The sequence below is a fragment of the Kocuria sp. CPCC 205231 genome, from assembly GCF_040980965.1.
Lineage (GTDB): Bacteria > Actinomycetota > Actinomycetes > Actinomycetales > Micrococcaceae > Kocuria > Kocuria rosea.
The window spans coordinates 228527-245504 of sequence record NZ_JAVKPP010000006.1 but is presented as its reverse complement, the minus strand read 5'-3'; the positions used below and the strand labels follow the sequence as shown (position 1 = coordinate 245504).

The window sequence follows — 16978 nt, the reverse complement described above, 5'->3', positions numbered from 1 at the left end:
AGGTTCCGGCGCCGCGCGGTCTACGCGGGGCGCGGCAGGACGTAGTCGGTCTCCGGACCGGGGGTCTCGCGGTGGACGAAGCCCGCGGCGACGAGCACCTGCGCGGCCGGCGCGTTGTCCCCGGGCACGCTGGCGCGCACCCCGGTGACCGCGGGGTCCGCGAACGCGACGCCGAGCAGCGCGGTGATGCCCTCCTGCGCGTAGCCCAGGTTCCGGCGGTCCGCGGCGAGGGAGCCCACGATCTCGAGCTCGTCGTCGATCGGCGGGCCCACGAAGCCGGCCGTGCCGACGATCTCGCCGGTCGACTTCTCCACGACGGCCATCCGCGCGTACACGGACTCCGTGAAGAAGTAGCCCCCGGCCATGAGGGACTCGCGGGCGAAGTCCATGTCCTCGGCGGTCGGGAAGCCGTGGGCGAAGTGGGCGCCGTGCTCGCCGGCCGCCACGGCGTCGAGCTCCTCGGCGGTGAAGGGGCGGAGCAGGAGCCGTTCCGTCTCCAGGACGGGTGCGGGGCGCTGGGCCTCGAGGTCCTCAGTCATGCTGGTGCTGCTTTCTGCGGGTCCGGGTGCCGAGGGTGGACTGGGTGGATCCGTGGAGCGGGGTGCCGGGGGCGGGGATCCGCCCCCGGCGGATCAGCCGAAGTGCTTCGGCAGCGTGCCCTCGTGCGCGGTGCGGAGCTCGTCCAGGCCGATGCCGAACTCGCTCTGCACGTCCAGCGCGCGGTTCTCGGTGTCCACCACGCCGATCCGCGTGTGCGGATAGGCGCGCATGGTGCACATGTCCTTGAACCGTACTTCCTCGCTGCGCGGCACGGCCACCACGGCCCGTCCCTGGGTCTCGGAGAAGAGCATGGTGAACAGGTCCACGCCGTCGCGCTCGCACACCTCGCCCAGCCCGATGCGCGCACCGGTGTCGAAGCGCAGCGCCATCTCGGCGAGGGTCGCCGCGAGGCCGCCCTCGGCGACGTCGTGCGCGGCGTCGATCATGCCGTCGCGGGACATGTTGATCAGCAGGTCGCCGAGCAGCTTCTCCTGGGCGAGGTCCACGGCCGGGGGGAGCCCGCCGAGGTGCCCGCGCAGGTTCGCCCACTCGGAGCCGTCCAGCTCGTCCCGGGTGGTCCCGAGCAGGTAGATCGCCTGGCCGTCCTCGCGCCAGCCCGACGGCGTGCGCCGCCGGACGTCGTCGAGCACGCCCAGCATCGCCACCACGGGCGTCGGGTGGATGGCCACGCCGCCGGTCTGGTTGTAGAGGGAGACGTTGCCGCCCGTCACGGGCACCCCCAGCTGCTGGCAGCCGTCGGCGAGCCCGCGCACGGCCTCGGCGAACTGCCACATGGTCTCCGGGTCCTCGGGGGAGCCGAAGTTCAGGCAGTCGGAGACGGCCGCGGGGCGGGCGCCGGCGGTGGCCACGTTGCGGTAGGCCTCGGCCAGGGCCAGCTGCGCGCCGGCGTACGGGTCCAGGTAGGCGTAGCGGCCGTTGCAGTCGGTGGACAGGGCCACGCCGAGGCCGGTCTCCTCGTCCACGCGGACCACCCCGGCGTCGTCGGGCATCGCCATGGCGGTGTTGCCCTGCACGTAGCGGTCGTACTGGTCGGTGACCCAGTCCTTGGCGCAGAGGTTCGGGGAGGCCATGAGCTCGAGGACGGCGTGCTTGAGCTCCGCGCCCGAGGGTCGCCCGGCGTCGGCCGGGGATCCGGCGAAGCGGTCGGCCTGGAGCCGGTCCTGGTCCACGGGCCGGGTGTACGGCCGGTCGTAGACGGGGCCCTCGTGGGCGACGGTGCGGGGGTCGACGTCGACGATGACCTCGTCGTCCCACTCGATCACGAGCCGGCCGGTGCCGGTGACCTCGCCGATCCAGGAGTGCTCGACGTCCCACTTGTCCATCACGGCCTCGAAGGCGGCGACCTTCTCGGGGGTCACGACCGCCATCATGCGCTCCTGGGACTCCGACATGAGGATCTCGCCCGGGGTCAGGGTGGGGTCGCGCAGGAGCACCTGGGTCAGGTCCACGTGCATGCCGCCCTCCCCGTTGGAGGCCAGCTCCGAGGTGGCGCACGAGATGCCCGCGGCCCCCAGGTCCTGGATGCCCTCCACGAGGGAGCCCTTGAACAGCTCGAGGCAGCACTCGATGAGCACCTTCTCCGCGAACGGGTCGCCCACCTGGACGGCCGGCCGCTTGGACGGCTTGGCGTCGTCGAAGGACTCCGAGGCGAGCACGGAGGCGCCCCCGATGCCGTCGCCGCCGGTGCGGGCGCCGAACAGCACCACCTTGTTGCCCACGCCGGAGGCGTTGGCAAGGCGGATGTCCTCGTGGCGCATCACGCCCACGGCGAGCGCGTTGACGAGCGGGTTGCCCTGGTAGCAGGAGTCGAAGACGACCTCCCCGCCCACGTTGGGCAGGCCCAGGGAGTTGCCGTAGCCGCCCACGCCCGCCACCACGCCGTGCACCACGCGCGCGGTGTCCGGGTGGTCGATCGCCCCGAAGCGCAGCGGGTCCATGACGGCCACGGGCCGGGCGCCCATCGAGATGATGTCGCGCACGATCCCGCCGACGCCCGTGGCGGCGCCCTGGTAGGGCTCCACGTAGGACGGGTGGTTGTGGGACTCGATCTTGAAGGTCACGGCCCAGCCGTCCCCGAGGTCGGTGACGCCGGCGTTCTCGCCGATGCCCACCAGCAGGTCCTTCTTCATCTCCTCGGTGACCTTCTCGCCGAACTGGCGCAGGTGGACCTTGGAGGACTTGTAGGAGCAGTGCTCGGACCACATGACCGAGTACATGGCGAGCTCCGCGGCGGTGGGCCGGCGGCCGAGGATCTTCTTGATCTCCTCGAACTCGTTGTCCTTGAGGCCCAGCTCGGCCCAGGGCAGCTCGGTGTCGGGGGTGGCCGTCGCGTGCTCGACGGTGTCCAGGTTGAAGTGCTTGTCGCTCATGGAGTGCTCGGTGTCCCTTACTTGACCAGTGCCTTGAGGGCGGAGACGAACAGGCCCAGCCCGTCCGTGCCGTCGCGCATGCCGACCTCGCCGGAGGCCGAGGAGTCCGCGCCGAAGCCCGGCTCGACCGCGTGCTCGGGGTGCGGCATGAGGCCCACCACGTTGCCGCCGGCGTTGCAGATCCCGGCGATGTCCCGCCGGGACCCGTTGGGGTTGCCCCCGACGTAGCGGAAGACCACGCGGCCCTCGGCCTCGAGGGCGTCGAGGGTCCGCTCGTCCGCCACGTACTGGCCGTCCTGGTTCTTGAGCGGGACCACGATCTCCTGGCCCTGCTCGAACTCGGTGGTCCACACGGTCGTGCTGTTCTCCACGCGCAGGCGCTGGTCCCGGCACAGGAACTTCAGGCGCTCGTTCTTGATCATGGAACCCGGCAGCAGGTGCGACTCGGTGAGCATCTGGAAGCCGTTGCAGATCCCGAGGACCGGCAGCGGGGCGGACCCGGAGGTGCCCGCGGCGTTCGCGCCGTCGATGATCGGCGCCATGATGGGGGCGAACCGGGCGATGGCCCCGGCGCGCAGGTAGTCGCCGTAGGAGAAGCCGCCGGGCAGGATCACGGCGTCGACGCCCTGCAGGTCCTCGTCGGCGTACCAGAGGGGGACGGGGGTGCCGCCGGCCAGCGTCACGGCGCGCGCCGCGTCGCGGTCGTCGAGGGTGCCGGGGAAGGTCACGACGCCGACGCGCGCGCCGGCGAGCCCAGCGTCCGGCGCGGGGCCGGAGAGATCCGCGATGAGGGGGGTCTCGAGACCGGCCATGCTCAGTTCTCCTCGGTCTCGTCGAGCACGGCCACGCGCACGACGTCCTCGATGACGGGGTTGGAGAGCAGCTTCTCCGCGGCCTCGCGGGCCTGGGCCAGCGCGTCCTCGGTGGCCTCGCCGTCGACGGTCAGCTCGAAGCGCTTGCCCTGCCGGACACCGGCGAAGCCGTCCAGGCCGATGCGGGGCAGTTCGTTGGCGATCGCCTTCCCCTGCGGGTCGAGGATCTCGGGCTTGGGCATGACGTCGACAACAATGCGGGCCATCGGGGAACTCCTGAGGGTCGAGCAGCGGGCCGGGATCCGGCGAACGTCAGCCATTCTATCGGCTCGGGCACGCCGGTCGTGCCGGGCCCGGACCGCCCGCCGGGTGTGGTAGGGGTCACCTGCCGGCAGGCCGCCCGGGCGGTGGGCCCCCGGGATTCTCCAAGGCGTGTCCGGTAGACCGTGGTGCCATGAGCACCGCACCGCAGACCGCAGGGGCCCGCACCGACGACGCACGCCTGGTCTCGGTCTACCGCCGGGTCCTGACCCTGCTGGGGATCGGCACGGTTCTCGGCGCCCTGACCGAGCTGGCGATGCTGCGGCACTGGCAGGGACCCGCCCAGCTGGTGCCGTGGGCGGTGCTGGCCGTGCTGCTGCTCGGGGCCGTGGCGTGGCTGGTGCGGCGCACCACCGGGACGGCCCGCACCGTGCGGGTCGCCGCGGTCGTCTCCGTGCTCGGCAGCGCCTACGGCGTCTACGAGCACGTCCTGGCGAACCTGCGGGCCGGACCGCTGGACCCGCGGTACGCCGAGGCCTGGGACGCGATGTCGGGCGCGGCCCGGCTGTGGGCGGCCACCAGCGGGGCCGTCGGGCCGTCCCCCGTGCTCGTGCCCGGCACGATGGGCCTGGCGGGAGTGCTGCTGTGGCTCGCCGTCCTCCGCTGGCGGCGCGGGACGGACCGAGCCCGGTCCGCCGCCGACGGAGGGGGACGGGGCGGTGCTGGAACAATGGGCCCATGACCCAGCACCCAGCGACGACCACCCCCGGACTCAGCGGCCGGGAGGCCGAGCGGCTCGCGGACGCCCTCGAGGCCCGGGACGTGACGGTCTTCGTGGACGGCACCTCCCTGCGCCTGCCGGAGGGGGCGCGCGACGCCGTCGTGGACCTCCTCTCCCGGATGACCCGCGGGGAGACCGTCACGGTGACGTCCGCCGCGGTGACCGCCGCCGCGGAGCCGCCGGCGGACCCCGGGGACCTGCTGACCACCTCTCAGGCGGCCGCGCTCGCCGGCATCTCGGCCACCTATCTGCGCAACCTCACCACGGAGGGCGTCCTCCCCGTGCAGTACCGGGGCAGCCACCGCCGGATCCGGCGCGCGGACGTCCAGGCCTGGCTCGCCCGCCACGGCGAGGACGGGGCCGCCCCCGACTCCCCGGAGGACCTGCTGACCACCTCGCAGGCGGCCGCCCTCGCCGGGATCTCGGCCACCTATCTGCGCAACCTCACCACCGAGGGCACCCTGCCCGTGCAGTACCGGGGCAGCCACCGCCGCATCCGGCGCTCGGACGTCCAGGCCTGGCTCGCGGGGCGGCAGCGGCGCGACGACGACGGCGCGCCCGCGCCGCACTGACCCCGCCTCAGTCGAAGCGGGCCACGACCCAGCCCTCGACCACGTCGACCGCCGCCGCCCGCAGGAGGTCCTTGGCGGGGTCCGGCGGTGCCTCCCGGCCGGCCGCCAGGGCCAGGCGGGACCCCACGAACCGCCCGTCGGCGGCGAAGACCCAGAAGTGGTTGGGGCACTCGAACGTCTCGGCGCGCCCGGCGGACTCCCGGCACACGGTGGCCTGCTGGTGGGTGCAGGTGTTGCGCAGCACGTGCAGCGCGCCCTCGGCGTCACGGGTGACGAGGACCGGCCCCGTGCCGGAGGGCGCCGTCACGAAGTCGAGCGGGTCCGGCACGGCGGAGACCGCCACGATCCGCTCCCAGCCGCCGGCGGGCTCCCCGGGCGCGCTCACGCCGCCGCCCCGTCGGTGGCGCGGGCCGGGTCGAGGACCTCGAGGGCCGCGCCGAGCCGGCGGCGCAGCGGCTCGGCGCGCCGGGCGAACTCCCGCTGCCGGCGCACGTACTCGGCCTTGCCCTCCGGCGTCTCGATCCGCACGGGCTCGTAGCCCCAGCCGGAGAGGTCGTAGGGGGCGGCCCGCATGTCCGTCTCCCGCACGTCCCACGCCAGCTCGAAGCAGTCCATCAGCAGCTCGGAGGGGATCCCCGGGACGAGCTTGTACGCCCACTTGTAGAGGTCCATGGTGGCGTGCAGGCAGCCCGGCTGCTCCATCCGGCGCTGGGACTCCCGGGTGGGCCGCAGCTCGTTGAGCGGCACGGCCTGCGGCTGGAAGAACCGGAACGCGTCGAAGTGGGTGCACCGGATCCGGGCGGACTCCACCACGGCGTCCGTGCCCGCGGCCCCGAGCCGCAGCTCGAGCTGCTCGTGGCGGAGGTCGTTGTCCTCCGAGCGGTAGGCCATCGCCCACTCGTGCAGGCCGAAGCAGCCGAAGAAGCCCGGGTTGCCCGCGTGCGCGCCCAGCACCGCCCGGGCGAAGTCGATCGCGGGGGCCCGCCGGTCCCGGAGGGCGTCGTCGTCGACGGTCACGGCCCCGTCCCGGGCGCTGAGCCCCAGGGCCGTGAGCTCGGCGCCGGTGAGCGCGCGGTAGAACTTCTCCCCGGCGCGGTCCGCGGCGTCCAGCAGCACGGTGCCCGCCCCGGGGTGCCAGCGCTTCAGCTGCGCGGGCTTGAGGGTGTAGTAGGTGAACAGGAAGTCCTCGACCGGGTGCTTGTGCCCGCGGTGGCGGCGGGCCACGAACGGGTCCGCGCGGCGCGCCGCGCGCTGCTCGTGGGCGTGCGACCGCGGCGCCCACTCCGCGCGGGACAGGACGACGACGGGGCGGGTCACGGGACCCGCCCCGTCGTCGACGGACCGGTGGAGCGCGGCACGGGGATCAGCGGCCGGTCCCCGCGTGGACCGTGGCCTCCTCGTCGGAGTCCAGGCCGAAGGCGCTGTGCACCACGCGCACGGCCTCGTCGAGCCGGTCGGCGGCCGTGACCACCGAGATCCGGACCTCGGAGGTCGAGATCATGTCGATGTTGATGTTCGCGGCCGCGAGCGCCTCGAAGAACGTGAAGGTCACCCCGGGGTTCGACTTCATGCCGGCGCCCACGAGGGAGAGCTTGCCGACCTCGTCGTCGTACTCCAGGCCCGCGTAGCCGATCTTCTCCTCGGCGGCGCGCAGCAGGCTCATGGCCAGATCGCCCTGGGACTCGTCCACCGTGAAGGAGAGGTCCGTCAGCGGGTCGTCGCCGGTGGAGATGTTCTGCACGATCATGTCCACGTTGACCTTCGCCTCCGCGAGCAGCCGGAAGATCCGGGCGGCGATGCCGGGCTTGTCCGGCACTCCGACGACGGTGACCTTCGCCTGCGTGCGGTCGTGGGCGATGCCGGAGATGAGCGGCTGTTCCAACGGGATCTCCTTCGGGGAGGTGACGGCGTCTTCGGGGCCCGGGATGACCCAGGTGCCCTCGTTGTGGGAGAAGGACGAGCGGACGTGCAGCTTCACGCCGAAGCGGCGGGCGTACTCGACGCAGCGCAGGTGCAGGATCTTCGCGCCGTTCGCGGCGAGCTCGAGCATCTCCTCGCTGCTGACCACGTCCAGCTTGCGGGCCCTGGGCGCGATGCGGGGATCGGCGGTGAACACGCCGTCGACGTCGGAGTAGATCTCGCAGACGTCGGCGTCGAGGGCCGCGGCCAGCGCCACGGCCGTGGTGTCCGAGCCGCCGCGGCCCAGGGTGGTGATGTCCTTGGTCTGGCGGTGCACGCCCTGGAACCCGGCGATGATCGCGATGTTGCCCTGGTCCAGGGACTCGCGCACGCGCAGCGGATTGACCTCCACGAGGAGGGCGGCGCCGTGCGCGCCGTCGGTGACCATCCCCGCCTGCGACCCGGTGAAGGACTGGGCGGGAGCGCCCATCCCGGACACCGCCATGGCCAGCAGCGCCATGGAGATCCGCTCGCCGGCGGTGAGCAGCATGTCGAGCTCGCGGGCCGGGGGCTTGCGGGTGACCTCGTGGGCGAGGTCCAGGAGCTCGTCCGTGGTGTCGCCCATCGCGGAGACGACGACGACGACGTCGTGGCCCCTGTTGCGCGTCTCGACGATACGCCGTGCAACGCGGCGGATGCCGTCGGCGTCCGCGACGGAGGATCCACCGAACTTCTGCACGATCAGGCTCATGGGTTCAACTCCTGTGCTCGAGGGCGGCCGGCGGTCGGGGCCGGGCCGTGCGCCCGCTCCCCGCGGCAGGGCACCAGGACATCCTACGCGAGTGCGTCAGGCGACGACCGTCCGGCCCTCGAACGCGCGGCCGAGGGTCACCTCGTCGGCGTACTCGAGATCGCCGCCCACGGGCAGCCCGGAGGCCAGGCGGGTCACGCGGATCCCGAGGGTCTTGAGCATGCGGGAGAGGTAGGTGGCGGTGGCCTCGCCCTCCAGGTTCGGGTCGGTGGCGAGCACGACCTCCTGCACGGTGTCCCCGGAGAGCCGCGTCATGAGCTCCCGGATGCGCAGCTGGTCGGGGCCGATGCCCTGGATGGGGCTGATCGCCCCGCCCAGGACGTGGTACCGGCCGCGGAAGCTGCGGGTGCGCTCGATGGCCATGACGTCCTTCGACTCCTCGACCACGCAGATGACGCTGTCGTCCCGGCGGGCGTCGCGGCAGATGGCGCACTCGTCCAGCTCGGACACGTTCCCGCAGATCCGGCAGAACTTCACCTTGTCCTTGACCGCCGTCATGGCGTCGGCCAGCCGCCGGACGTCCTCCTTGTCGGCGTCGAGGAGGTGGAACGCGATCCGCTGCGCGGACTTCGGCCCGACGCCGGGCAACCGGCCCAGTTCGTCGATCAGATCCTGAACAGCGCCTTCGTACACGTTTCCCTCGATTTCCGGGCCGGTGCACGGCCCTCCTGATCGTCCTCGGCCACGACGTCACCGGGGTGCCGGTGCGCGGGGCGGTCCCGGCTCACTCCCCGGTGTGGAGGTCCCGCTCCTCGATCAGCATCCCCCCGAGGATCCGCTCGATCGCGGCGCGGCCGTAGAGGGTGGAGTCCTCGAGCGCCTCGTCGTCCGAGCTGGGCACGAAGGAGTCGTCCCATTCTACGCCGCTGTCCTGCGGGGCCGCGGCGGAGGCGGGTGCCTTGCGCCCCGCGGCGATGGCCGCGGCGTGGCGCTCCCGGAAGCTCAGCCGTGCGTTCCGGTCGGCGCCGGCCGGTGCCGCCGACGGGGCGTCCTGCTGCGGGGCGGCCGGGGCCGCTGGGGCCGCCGGGTTCGCCGTCGGAGCCGGGGCAGAGGCGCCCGTCGCGGTCCGGGGATCCTCCGGGCGGGCGGCCGGGTGGGCGGTGGGTGGCGTGGCGCTGCCGGTCGACCGGTTGCCGGGTCCGCCCCCGGAACGGGGAGCGGACGCAGGGCTCTGCCGTGCGGGGGCCGCGGGCCGCCACTGCTCCGGGGGCGCCGCGTCCAGGTCGTCGGGGTAAGGGGGATCGTCCGGGTACGGGGGCTCCTCGGGCGGCGGGACGTCGTCGTCCGACGGGGGGACGTCCCGGTCCCGTGCCCCCGGGGCCTCGCCGGGGAGGGCGGGGCCCGGGCGCCCGGTCCGACCGGGGCCGGACGGTGCTCCGGGCTGCGTCCCGGGCTGCGGTGCCGGCCGGTCGGCGGGCTGGGCGCCGGCGGGGTCCTCCGCCGTCCGGGCCGGTCCCGGCGGCCGGGCCTCGGGCTGCGCCGGAGCCCGGGGTGCGGGTGCGGCCGGGGGCCCGGCCGGGGCGCCGCCCTGGGGAATGGCGGCCACGGACCAGCTGTGCACGGGCTCCTGGGCCCAGGCGGGGTCGGTCCACTCCGCCGGCGCGTCCGTGGCGGGTCGGCCGTGGGCGTCCCAGGGGTCCTGGCCGCCGCCGTCCCCGTCCGGGGACGGCGCGCCCGCGGGCGGCTCCGGCGCGGAGTCCGTCGCGGTGCCCGGTGCGCCGTCCGGGGGCGTGCTCGCGGCCCGGGGCGGGGTCGGCTGCTGCTCCCGGCCGCGCGGTGCGCCCGGCCGGTCCTGGGCCGGGGGTCGCCGGTCCTGGCCGCCCCGGGACCGGTCCTCGGGGGCGCGCCGCTCGGGGCGCTCCCCGTCGGTCCCGGGCCCCGGTTCCGCCGGGCGCCCGGGCGGGCGCGTCGACGGCTCCGGGCCGCGCGGGGCTCCGCCGCCGCCACCGTCCCGGCCGTGCCCGCCGCCGCCCGGCGGGACGGCCTCCGCACGGCAGTCGATGCCGAGGATCTGCTGGACCGCCTGCCGCAGGTCGTCCTCGAAGCGCGGGAAGTTCATGAGGTCGCCCTCGGCGTCGAACATGATGCGCAGCACCTTGCCGTCGAAGGACTGCGGGGTGCCGCGCTGGACCGTGAACCACGCGACGCGGCGGATGTCCGCGAGGGCGTTGACGATCTCCGGCCAGGAGGCCCGCAGCAGGTCGATCTCGTTGCCGCCCTGCTCGCCCGCCCGGGGCGTGTCCTGGCGGGGCGCCTGCGCCGCGGCGTCCTGCCGCGGCGCGTCAGGACGCTCCGCTGCGGCGGGCGCCTCCCGTCCGGTGGGCCGCTCCGGTCCGCTGTCCTCCCGGGCGGACGGGCGCTCGGGAGCCGCCGCGGCGCGCCCGGCGTCCTGCCCCGAGCCCTGTCCGGTCCGCTCCCGCGGATCCGTCCCCCGCGGGACCGCCTGCTGCGCGTTCCCGCCGGGCGCGGGCGGTGCCGGTCGCTCCGGCGCAGGGGCGGGCTGCGAGTGGCTCCGGCCCCCGGGCGGGGCGCCCGGACCCGCCGGCGCGGTCGGCGCGGCGGAGGAGGCCGCGGGGGCGTCGGCGGTCTCGTCCGGACCGGCTGCGGCGGCGCCCCGGCCGATGCTCAGGCGCCGTTCCAGCCGGTCGACGCGGGCCGTGACGCCGCGCGTGGTGTCCTCCGAGGACGGCAGGAGGATGCGCGCGCACAGCAGCTCGAGGTGCAGCTGGGGCGAGGTGGCCCCCGTCATCTCGGTGAGGGCCGTGTTCGTGATGTCGGCGGCGCGGGAGAGCTCCGCCGCCCCGAGCTGGGACGCCTGGTTGCGCAGCCGGGCGATCTGGTCCTGGGGCATCCCGTGCAGGATGTTGCCCGCGGACTCCGGGACCGCGTTGACGATGATGAGGTCCCGGAACCGCTCGAGCAGGTCCTCCACGAAGCGGCGCGGGTCCTGCCCCGTCTGCACCACCCGGTCCACCGCGCGGAACACCGTGGCGCCGTCCCCCGACGCGAAGGCGTCGACCACGTCGTCGAGCAGGGCGCCGTGCGTGTAGCCCAGCAGGGCCACGGCGAGGTCGTAGCCGATGCCCTGCTCGTCGGAGCCGGCCATGAGCTGGTCGAGCACGGATAGGGTGTCGCGGACGGATCCGGCGCCCGCGCGGACCACGAGGGAGAGCACCCCCGGGGCCACCTGCACGTGCTCCTCGGCGCAGAGCTGCTCCAGGTAGTGCATGAGCGGCTCGGTGGGGACCAGCCGGAAGGGGTAGTGGTGGGTGCGGGACCGGATGGTGGTGAGCACCTTGCTCGGCTCGGTGGTCGCGAAGATGAACTTGATGTGCTCCGGCGGCTCCTCGACGATCTTGAGCAGGGCGTTGAAGCCCTCGCGCGTGACCATGTGCGCCTCGTCGATGATGAAGATCTTGTACCGGTCCCGGACGGGCGCGAACGTGGCGCGCTCCCGCAGGTCGCGGGCGTGGTCCACGCCGCCGTGGCTGGCCGCGTCCATCTCGATCACGTCGAGGGAGCCGGCGCCGTCCCGGGCCAGGTCGCGGCAGCTGTCGCAGCGGCCGCACGGGGTGGCGGTGGGGCCCTCCGCGCAGTTGAGGCAGCGGGCCAGGATGCGGGCGGAGGTGGTCTTGCCGCAGCCGCGCGGGCCGGAGAAGAGGTAGGCGTGGCTGACCCTGTCCTTGCGCAGCGCCGTCATCAGCGGCTCGGTCACGTGCTCCTGACCGATGACGTCCTCGAAGGTCTCCGGGCGGTAGCGGCGGTACAGGGCGGTAGTCACAGATGACACCTTAGCGACGGAATCCGACAGGCGGGCCGGGCGGATCGGCGCTGGGGACGCGGGCCGCCGCGGGGACGAGAAGACCCCTCGCGCACCCGCCAGAGCCCATTTACCCTTGCTACCTTCCGGTCCTGGGGGAGTTCAACAGGATGACGCCACGCGAGGGGCTGTCGACAAGTCTAGCGGATGCGGCGGGCCGGGTCGAAACCCGGCCCCGGCGCCGTGGATTCGGCATTGCCCGGCGGTTCGGTTATGCTGGACCCCGCATGTTCCGGCACCGTCAGGCCGCCGGTCGTGCGTGCCTGGAGGATTCGCCTAGCGGCCTATGGCGCACGCCTGGAACGCGTGTTGGGTTCACGCCCTCGGGGGTTCAAATCCCCCATCCTCCGCACTTGCAGCAAGAGCCCCGCACCGGAGACGTTCATCCCGGTGCGGGGCTCTTTCTCGTTCCTCCGCCGGCTCGCGGCCCACCGGCCCGTGGGTCGCCGGCCCGCGGACCCGGCCGCCGCGGCGCCCCGGCGGCCGTCCCTCAGTGCGGGCGGCGCGCGCGGGACCTGCGGGCGACGACGACGCCGGCCGCCGCGGCGCCCAGTGCCGCGAGCCCACCGGCCCACCACGCGGTGGAGGAGTCCCCGGTCGCGTCCTGCGCGGGAACCCGGGTCACGGTTCCCACCGAGATGCGCGTGAGCGTCCCGGGCGTCACCTGCTGCTGCCCCGCCAGGACCTGTGCCCGCAGCGCGGCCCCGTCCCGGACCAGCGCTCCGGAGCCGGGACGGTGGGCCGCGGCGGGGCCGGGCCCGACGAAGGAGGCGCGCTCCAGGGCGGAGAGCTCCCCCGGGTCCGGGCCCCGGTCCGGGTCCGAGCCGGGGCTCGAGTCCGCACCCGAGGGCGTGCCGGGGGCCGCCTCCGGGCGGGCATCCCCTGCGCGGTCACCTCCTGCGCGGTCACCTCCTGCACGGTCGTTCCCCGCGCCGCCGTCCCCTGCACGGGCGTCTCCGGCACGGCCGTCCTCGGCGCGGACTCCGCCGGGCTCCGGTGCCGCGTGCCCGCCGGGAGCGGGGGAGAGGTGCGCGCCCGGCGCCGTGCCGCCGGGCTCCGGCGCGGGGGCTCCGCCGGGCTCGGGCGTGGTGTGGGGGGCCTCGGCGGGACCGGTTCCCGGCCGGGGGCCGGCCGGCTCGTCGTCGGACGGGGGCGCGGGGGACGGGACTGCGGCGGGGGAGTCCGCGCCCGTCGCGGGGGGTAGCGCGGTCTCGGCGGCGTGGGCCGCTCCCGGCACGGGGGCGAGCAGGAGCAGGGCGGCCAGCGCCAGGGGGCGAAGGGTCATGGGGGCGGTCTCTCCGGGGGGAAGCGGGCGGGACAGGAGTACACCGTAACTTTACGTCGTTCCGTTCCCTGCGTTCACTAATGCAATACCCTGCTGATGTGGCGGAACGGGCTGTTCCGCCACACTCGCAGCTGCCCCCCGGCTGCGCGCCCACCGTCCTCTCTCCCCCCAAGAGGTCCTCATGAAGCTGCCTTCATTCCCCATGCCCTCGACCGCACTGCCGGCCGCTCTGCTGGCCGGCGCGATGCTCGCCGGGACGATGGCCGGCGCGGCCGCCCCGGCCCACGCCTCGACGACCAACACAGTCCACACCGCCGCCGGCATCTCCTCCCAGTACCACCTCTACGACGCCGGGGTGGACCGCTCGAAGACCGTGGGCGTGGTCTTCTACTTCGACGGCGACGGACAGTACTACGCCCAGCGCCCCACCACGTCGATGCTCAAGAGCATGGCCGCCCGGGCCGCGGCCCGGAACATGATCCTCGTGGTGCCGGTCGCCCCGGCCAACCGGTCCTGGACCTCCAACAGCGAGGCGGTCGGGGACTGGTTCCGGGCCCTGGCGGCCAAGGTCGTCGCCGAACAGCGGGTCGACGCGACCCGCATCCACCTGGCCGGGTACTCCGGCGGCGCCGAGTTCATCTCCACCGAGGTGCTCTCCGACCGGGCGGGCTGGATCCGCGGCGGCGGGTCGACCCTCATCGGCGGCGGCGGCGTCTACAACGGCCGGCTCGAGAGCACTCCCGACGCCGCGCTCCGGGCCACGGACCCGACCTGGTACGTCGGCTCCCTCGACAGCTACGGCGCCACCCAGCCGTCCACCTGGTCCGCGCTGGAAGCGGCCGGCAAGGGCGCCGCCGCGTACCAGAAGGCCGGGTTCCCGAAGGCGGACCGCGTGGTCATGCCCGGGCTGCACCACACCAACTACGACCTGGCCGACCTGGTCGGCGACGACGTCGACCGCCTCTACGCCGGCGCCACCCCGAAGCCCGAGACCGTCTCGCCGACGGGCAACGACGTGGTCGGCGGGTACCAGCTCACCGGTGCGATCGGCCGCACGTGGGCGGCGCTGGGCGGCACCGCGTGGGCCACCCCGGTCAGCGCGGAGTACGCCTCCGGGCACGGCTCCGTCTACCAGCGCTTCGCCGGCGCCGACGGACGGGACAAGGCCCTCTACTGGTCCGGGACCACCGGGACCCGGGTGGTCGACTACGGCGGGTCCATCGGCCAGAAGTTCGCGGCAGGCGGCTACGCGGGCAGCTACGGCCCGCCGCGGACGGACGAGCGCCGGGTCGCCGACGGCGGCGCCTACCAGGTCTTCGACGCATCCGGGAAGCGGACCAAAATCCTGTGGTCCGCGCGCACCGGATCGAGGGCGGTCAAGGAGTACGGGGCCATCGGCCAGAAGTGGGCGGCGCTGGGTCACGAGCGGGGACTGGGCTATCCGACCACCGACGAGTACAGCACCCCGGGCGGCGCGGCCCAGAACTACACCGGCGGGCGGATCGAGTGGAACGCCACCACCCGGGCCGTCACCGTGACCCGCGGCTGACCCCGGGCACGCGCCGGCCGGCGGGCCCCGCAGGTGCCTCCTGCGGGGCCCGCCCCTAGGATGAACGCATGATCTTCAAGGCCGTGGGCGACTCCCGCCCGTACCCGGACCACGGCCTCGTCACGCCGACCGACTGGTCCGGCATCGCGCCGCGGCAGGTCCGGCTGGACGAGCTGGTCACCACGAAGACCACCCTGGACCTGGCGACCCTGCTGGACGCGGACTCCACCTTCTACGGCGACCTCTTCCCGCACGTGGTGCGGTGGGAGGGCGACCTCTACCTGGAGGACGGGCTGCACCGGGCGCTGCGCACCGCGCTGCACCACCGCACCGTGCTGCACGCGCGCGTGCTGGAACTCGCCCCCGCGCCAGGCACGCGGGCGGGGAGCGAGGGGGACGCGGTCAGGACGCCGCGCTGAGGGGTGGCCGCTCGGGCGCGAGCGGCACGGGGTGGCCCCCGGCGTCGAACTGCGCCCCCAGGCCCTGCTGGATGAAGCGGACGGTGGAGCGGATGTGCTGCTCCCGCGCCGCCCGGTCCTGGTCGGAGTTCTGGCCGCGGTCCGCCGCGGCGGTCAGGGACCCGTGGACCAGGGCGGCGAGCTCCGAGATGTCGCCCTCCGGCAGGTAGGCCCGGCCGATCGCGTCCCGCAGGATGGCGGCCAGCAGGCCCTGCAGCTCGCCCACGTGCTCGCCCAGCTTCTGGTAGTCCTCCGGGGAGAGGACGGTGCGCATGGTGGGGCCCGGGGGCAGGTGGCGCCGGGTGAGGTCCTCGATCTGGGCGCGGATGTAGACGGCGAGCCGGTCGACCGGGTTGGCGACGCCCTCGAGGTCGCGGCGCAGGTCGGTCATGAACCGCTCGGTCTCGTCCAGGGCGTAGGCCACGAGGAGCTCGCCCATGTCCGCGAAGTAGTTGTAGACCGCGGTGCGGCCCACGCCGGCGTTCTTGGCCACGTGCGTCATGGTCAGACCGGTGAGGCCCTGCTGGTAGAGCAGCTGGCCGAAGGAGTCGAGGATCGCTCGTTTGGTGTTCTCCCGCTGCGCGGCGTTGGTGGCCGCAGAAATACGAGGCATGATGACACCTTATCTGTCCGTGTCACCAAATTATGCACACTTTTCTGGGCCTTGGTGACGGTGTGTCTGACTATGACACCACCGTTTCCCGCGTTCGGGCTCCTTCGCGCAGACAGTCTGGGGAAACATCCAGGAAACCCCCAGCACGCGCGGGGTGGGGCACGGCGGGCCCGGGTGCCGATCCGGCGGCCGGGCCCGCCGCCCGCTCACCGTTCGGCGGCCGAGCCGCCCTGCCAGAGGGAGTCGAACGGGGCGCGCGAGGTGATCCGGCGCCGGATGCCGGCGGAGACGAAGGCCTTCGCGGTGCGGGCCGCCTCGAGGGGCGCGGCCCCCTTCGCCAGCTCCGCGGCGACCGCGGCGGCCAGCGTGCAGCCGGCCCCGGCCACCGGGACCTCGCCGACCTTGGGCTCGGAGAGCACCTCGAGGGTCGTCCCGTCGTAGAAGACGTCGACGGCGTCGGGGCCCGCGAGGCGGACCCCGCCCTTGGCGAGGACCACGGCGCCGGACGTCTCGTGGATCCGCCGGGCGGCCTCCTCGAGGTCCTCGACCGTGCTGATCTCGTCCATGCCGGCCAGGGAGAGGGACTCGAAGTGGTTCGGGGTCACGAACGTGGCCAGCGGCAGGATCTTCGCCTTCAGCGCCTCGTCCGTGTCCAGGGCCGCGCCGGGCTCCTGGCCCTTGCAGATGAGGACCGGGTCCAGGACGAGGTGGCGCGGGGCCAGCGCGGTGAGCACCTCGGCGGTGGTGGCGATGGTTTCGGGGCTGCCCAGCATGCCGATCTTCACGGCGTCGAGCGCGTGGGCGGCCGTGATCGCCTCGAGCTGCTCGCGCAGGACGTCCTGCGGCACGGGGAACAGGCGGTGGCCCCAGTCGGCGGACGGGTCGAAGGACACGATGCAGGTCAGCGCGAGGGAGCCGAAGACCCCGAGCTCCTGGAAGGTCTTGAGGTCCGCCTGGGCGCCGGCGCCGCCGGTGGCCTCGGAGCCGGCGATCGTCAGGGCGACGGACGGCTGGTCGGCGGGGCCCGCCGCGGCGGGCGTGGGAACGGTGCTGGTGTCGGTCATGGGAGCCATTCTGCGCCCCCGCGCGGTGCCGGGGCCAACCGCCGGGGCTAGACTGTCGGACGGTCTCCGGCCGGCACGCGGTCCCCGCAGGGGCCCGCGGCGGCGGGAAAGGGGCTCCCGGGT

The 16978-nt window shown here is 74.4% G+C and carries 16 protein-coding genes, 1 tRNA gene, 1 other RNA gene and 1 pseudogene; 6 read left to right on the top strand and 13 right to left on the bottom strand.

Annotated features, from left to right (window positions below; genetic code table 11):
- Positions 1 to 20: 20 nt before the first annotated feature.
- From RF640_RS08590 to purS, 4 genes are all read right to left on the bottom strand, one after another.
- Positions 21 to 539 (bottom strand): GNAT family N-acetyltransferase, encoded by a 519-nt coding sequence (locus RF640_RS08590; RefSeq protein WP_017833874.1) that lies wholly within the window; start codon positions 537 to 539, stop codon positions 21 to 23.
- Positions 540 to 632: 93 nt separating this feature from the next.
- Positions 633 to 2930, bottom strand: a complete 2298-nt coding sequence (purL, locus tag RF640_RS08585) for a phosphoribosylformylglycinamidine synthase subunit PurL (protein ID WP_176337355.1) — start codon at positions 2928 to 2930, stop codon at positions 633 to 635.
- Positions 2931 to 2947: 17 nt separating this feature from the next.
- Positions 2948 to 3742: a phosphoribosylformylglycinamidine synthase subunit PurQ gene (purQ, locus tag RF640_RS08580; protein ID WP_017833876.1), complete on the bottom strand. Its 795-nt coding sequence runs from the start codon at positions 3740 to 3742 to the stop codon at positions 2948 to 2950.
- A gap of 2 nt (positions 3743 to 3744) precedes the next feature.
- Positions 3745 to 4008 (bottom strand): phosphoribosylformylglycinamidine synthase subunit PurS, encoded by a 264-nt coding sequence (gene purS / locus RF640_RS08575; protein ID WP_031283211.1) that lies wholly within the window; start codon positions 4006 to 4008, stop codon positions 3745 to 3747.
- A 188-nt stretch (positions 4009 to 4196) separates the two neighbouring features.
- On the opposite strand from purS, the gene RF640_RS08570 reads away from it, so the two are divergent.
- From RF640_RS08570 to RF640_RS08560, 3 genes and pseudogenes are all read left to right on the top strand, one after another.
- A complete protein-coding gene (locus RF640_RS08570; RefSeq protein WP_368827481.1) occupies positions 4197 to 4745 on the top strand; it encodes a hypothetical protein in 549 nt (182 codons plus the stop codon).
- Positions 4742 to 5122, top strand: a pseudogene (locus RF640_RS08565) (helix-turn-helix domain-containing protein); the annotation flags it as partial. The gene RF640_RS08570 and the pseudogene RF640_RS08565, both read left to right, overlap by 4 nt.
- Before the next feature lie 45 nt (positions 5123 to 5167).
- Positions 5168 to 5356: a helix-turn-helix domain-containing protein gene (locus RF640_RS08560; RefSeq protein ID WP_368795364.1), complete on the top strand. Its 189-nt coding sequence runs from the start codon at positions 5168 to 5170 to the stop codon at positions 5354 to 5356.
- 7 nt (positions 5357 to 5363) lie between these two features.
- On the opposite strand, the gene RF640_RS08555 is transcribed toward RF640_RS08560, so the two are convergent.
- From RF640_RS08555 to ffs, 6 genes are all read right to left on the bottom strand, one after another.
- Complete coding sequence (locus RF640_RS08555; protein ID WP_368827479.1) at positions 5364 to 5741, bottom strand: Rieske 2Fe-2S domain-containing protein; 378 nt, start codon at positions 5739 to 5741, stop codon at positions 5364 to 5366.
- Positions 5738 to 6673: a hypothetical protein gene (locus RF640_RS08550; protein ID WP_035927837.1), complete on the bottom strand. Its 936-nt coding sequence runs from the start codon at positions 6671 to 6673 to the stop codon at positions 5738 to 5740. The genes RF640_RS08555 and RF640_RS08550 overlap by 4 nt, the downstream gene beginning before the upstream one ends.
- A gap of 46 nt (positions 6674 to 6719) precedes the next feature.
- Positions 6720 to 8006, bottom strand: a complete 1287-nt coding sequence (locus RF640_RS08545; protein ID WP_017833882.1) for an aspartate kinase — start codon at positions 8004 to 8006, stop codon at positions 6720 to 6722.
- A 96-nt stretch (positions 8007 to 8102) separates the two neighbouring features.
- Positions 8103 to 8699, bottom strand: coding sequence for a recombination mediator RecR (recR, locus tag RF640_RS08540; RefSeq protein WP_017833883.1), 597 nt, complete (start codon positions 8697 to 8699; stop codon positions 8103 to 8105).
- A 91-nt stretch (positions 8700 to 8790) separates the two neighbouring features.
- Positions 8791 to 11847, bottom strand: coding sequence for a DNA polymerase III subunit gamma and tau (locus RF640_RS08535; protein WP_368827476.1), 3057 nt, complete (start codon positions 11845 to 11847; stop codon positions 8791 to 8793).
- Positions 11848 to 11922: 75 nt separating this feature from the next.
- An RNA gene (gene ffs / locus RF640_RS08530) (signal recognition particle sRNA small type) lies at positions 11923 to 12019 on the bottom strand.
- 132 nt (positions 12020 to 12151) lie between these two features.
- Here ffs and RF640_RS08525 point away from each other — a divergent pair.
- Positions 12152 to 12236: transfer RNA gene (locus tag RF640_RS08525), tRNA-Ser, on the top strand.
- Between the two features lie 140 nt (positions 12237 to 12376).
- Here the strand turns inward: RF640_RS08525 and RF640_RS08520 are convergent.
- On the bottom strand, positions 12377 to 13171 hold the full coding sequence (locus tag RF640_RS08520) for a hypothetical protein (RefSeq protein ID WP_368827474.1): 795 nt from the start codon (positions 13169 to 13171) through the stop codon (positions 12377 to 12379).
- A gap of 181 nt (positions 13172 to 13352) precedes the next feature.
- On the opposite strand from RF640_RS08520, the gene RF640_RS08515 reads away from it, so the two are divergent.
- Complete coding sequence (locus tag RF640_RS08515) at positions 13353 to 14720, top strand: hypothetical protein (RefSeq protein ID WP_368795053.1); 1368 nt, start codon at positions 13353 to 13355, stop codon at positions 14718 to 14720.
- Between the two features lie 68 nt (positions 14721 to 14788).
- Positions 14789 to 15139: a type II toxin-antitoxin system VapB family antitoxin gene (locus RF640_RS08510; RefSeq protein WP_368795052.1), complete on the top strand. Its 351-nt coding sequence runs from the start codon at positions 14789 to 14791 to the stop codon at positions 15137 to 15139.
- On the opposite strand, the gene RF640_RS08505 is transcribed toward RF640_RS08510, so the two are convergent.
- Together RF640_RS08505 and RF640_RS08500 are read right to left on the bottom strand one after the other, a co-directional pair.
- Positions 15123 to 15791, bottom strand: a complete 669-nt coding sequence (locus RF640_RS08505; protein ID WP_368795051.1) for a TetR/AcrR family transcriptional regulator — start codon at positions 15789 to 15791, stop codon at positions 15123 to 15125. The two genes, RF640_RS08510 and RF640_RS08505, sit on opposite strands and share 17 nt — an antisense overlap.
- 206 nt (positions 15792 to 15997) lie before the next feature.
- Positions 15998 to 16855, bottom strand: a complete 858-nt coding sequence (locus RF640_RS08500) for a hydroxymethylpyrimidine/phosphomethylpyrimidine kinase (protein ID WP_017833888.1) — start codon at positions 16853 to 16855, stop codon at positions 15998 to 16000.
- Positions 16856 to 16978: the final 123 nt, after the last annotated feature.

Coding starts and splice junctions, on each gene's coding strand:
- RF640_RS08590 (WP_017833874.1), bottom strand. CDS start 539: ATGACTGAGGACCTCGAGGCCCAGCGCCCCGCACCCGTCCTGGAGACG.
- purL (WP_176337355.1), bottom strand. CDS start 2,930: ATGAGCGACAAGCACTTCAACCTGGACACCGTCGAGCACGCGACGGCC.
- purQ (WP_017833876.1), bottom strand. CDS start 3,742: ATGGCCGGTCTCGAGACCCCCCTCATCGCGGATCTCTCCGGCCCCGCG.
- purS (WP_031283211.1), bottom strand. CDS start 4,008: ATGGCCCGCATTGTTGTCGACGTCATGCCCAAGCCCGAGATCCTCGAC.
- RF640_RS08570 (WP_368827481.1), top strand. CDS start 4,197: ATGAGCACCGCACCGCAGACCGCAGGGGCCCGCACCGACGACGCACGC.
- RF640_RS08545 (WP_017833882.1), bottom strand. CDS start 8,006: ATGAGCCTGATCGTGCAGAAGTTCGGTGGATCCTCCGTCGCGGACGCC.
- RF640_RS08520 (WP_368827474.1), bottom strand. CDS start 13,171: ATGACCCTTCGCCCCCTGGCGCTGGCCGCCCTGCTCCTGCTCGCCCCC.
- RF640_RS08515 (WP_368795053.1), top strand. CDS start 13,353: ATGAAGCTGCCTTCATTCCCCATGCCCTCGACCGCACTGCCGGCCGCT.
- RF640_RS08510 (WP_368795052.1), top strand. CDS start 14,789: ATGATCTTCAAGGCCGTGGGCGACTCCCGCCCGTACCCGGACCACGGC.
- RF640_RS08505 (WP_368795051.1), bottom strand. CDS start 15,791: ATGCCTCGTATTTCTGCGGCCACCAACGCCGCGCAGCGGGAGAACACC.
- RF640_RS08500 (WP_017833888.1), bottom strand. CDS start 16,855: ATGACCGACACCAGCACCGTTCCCACGCCCGCCGCGGCGGGCCCCGCC.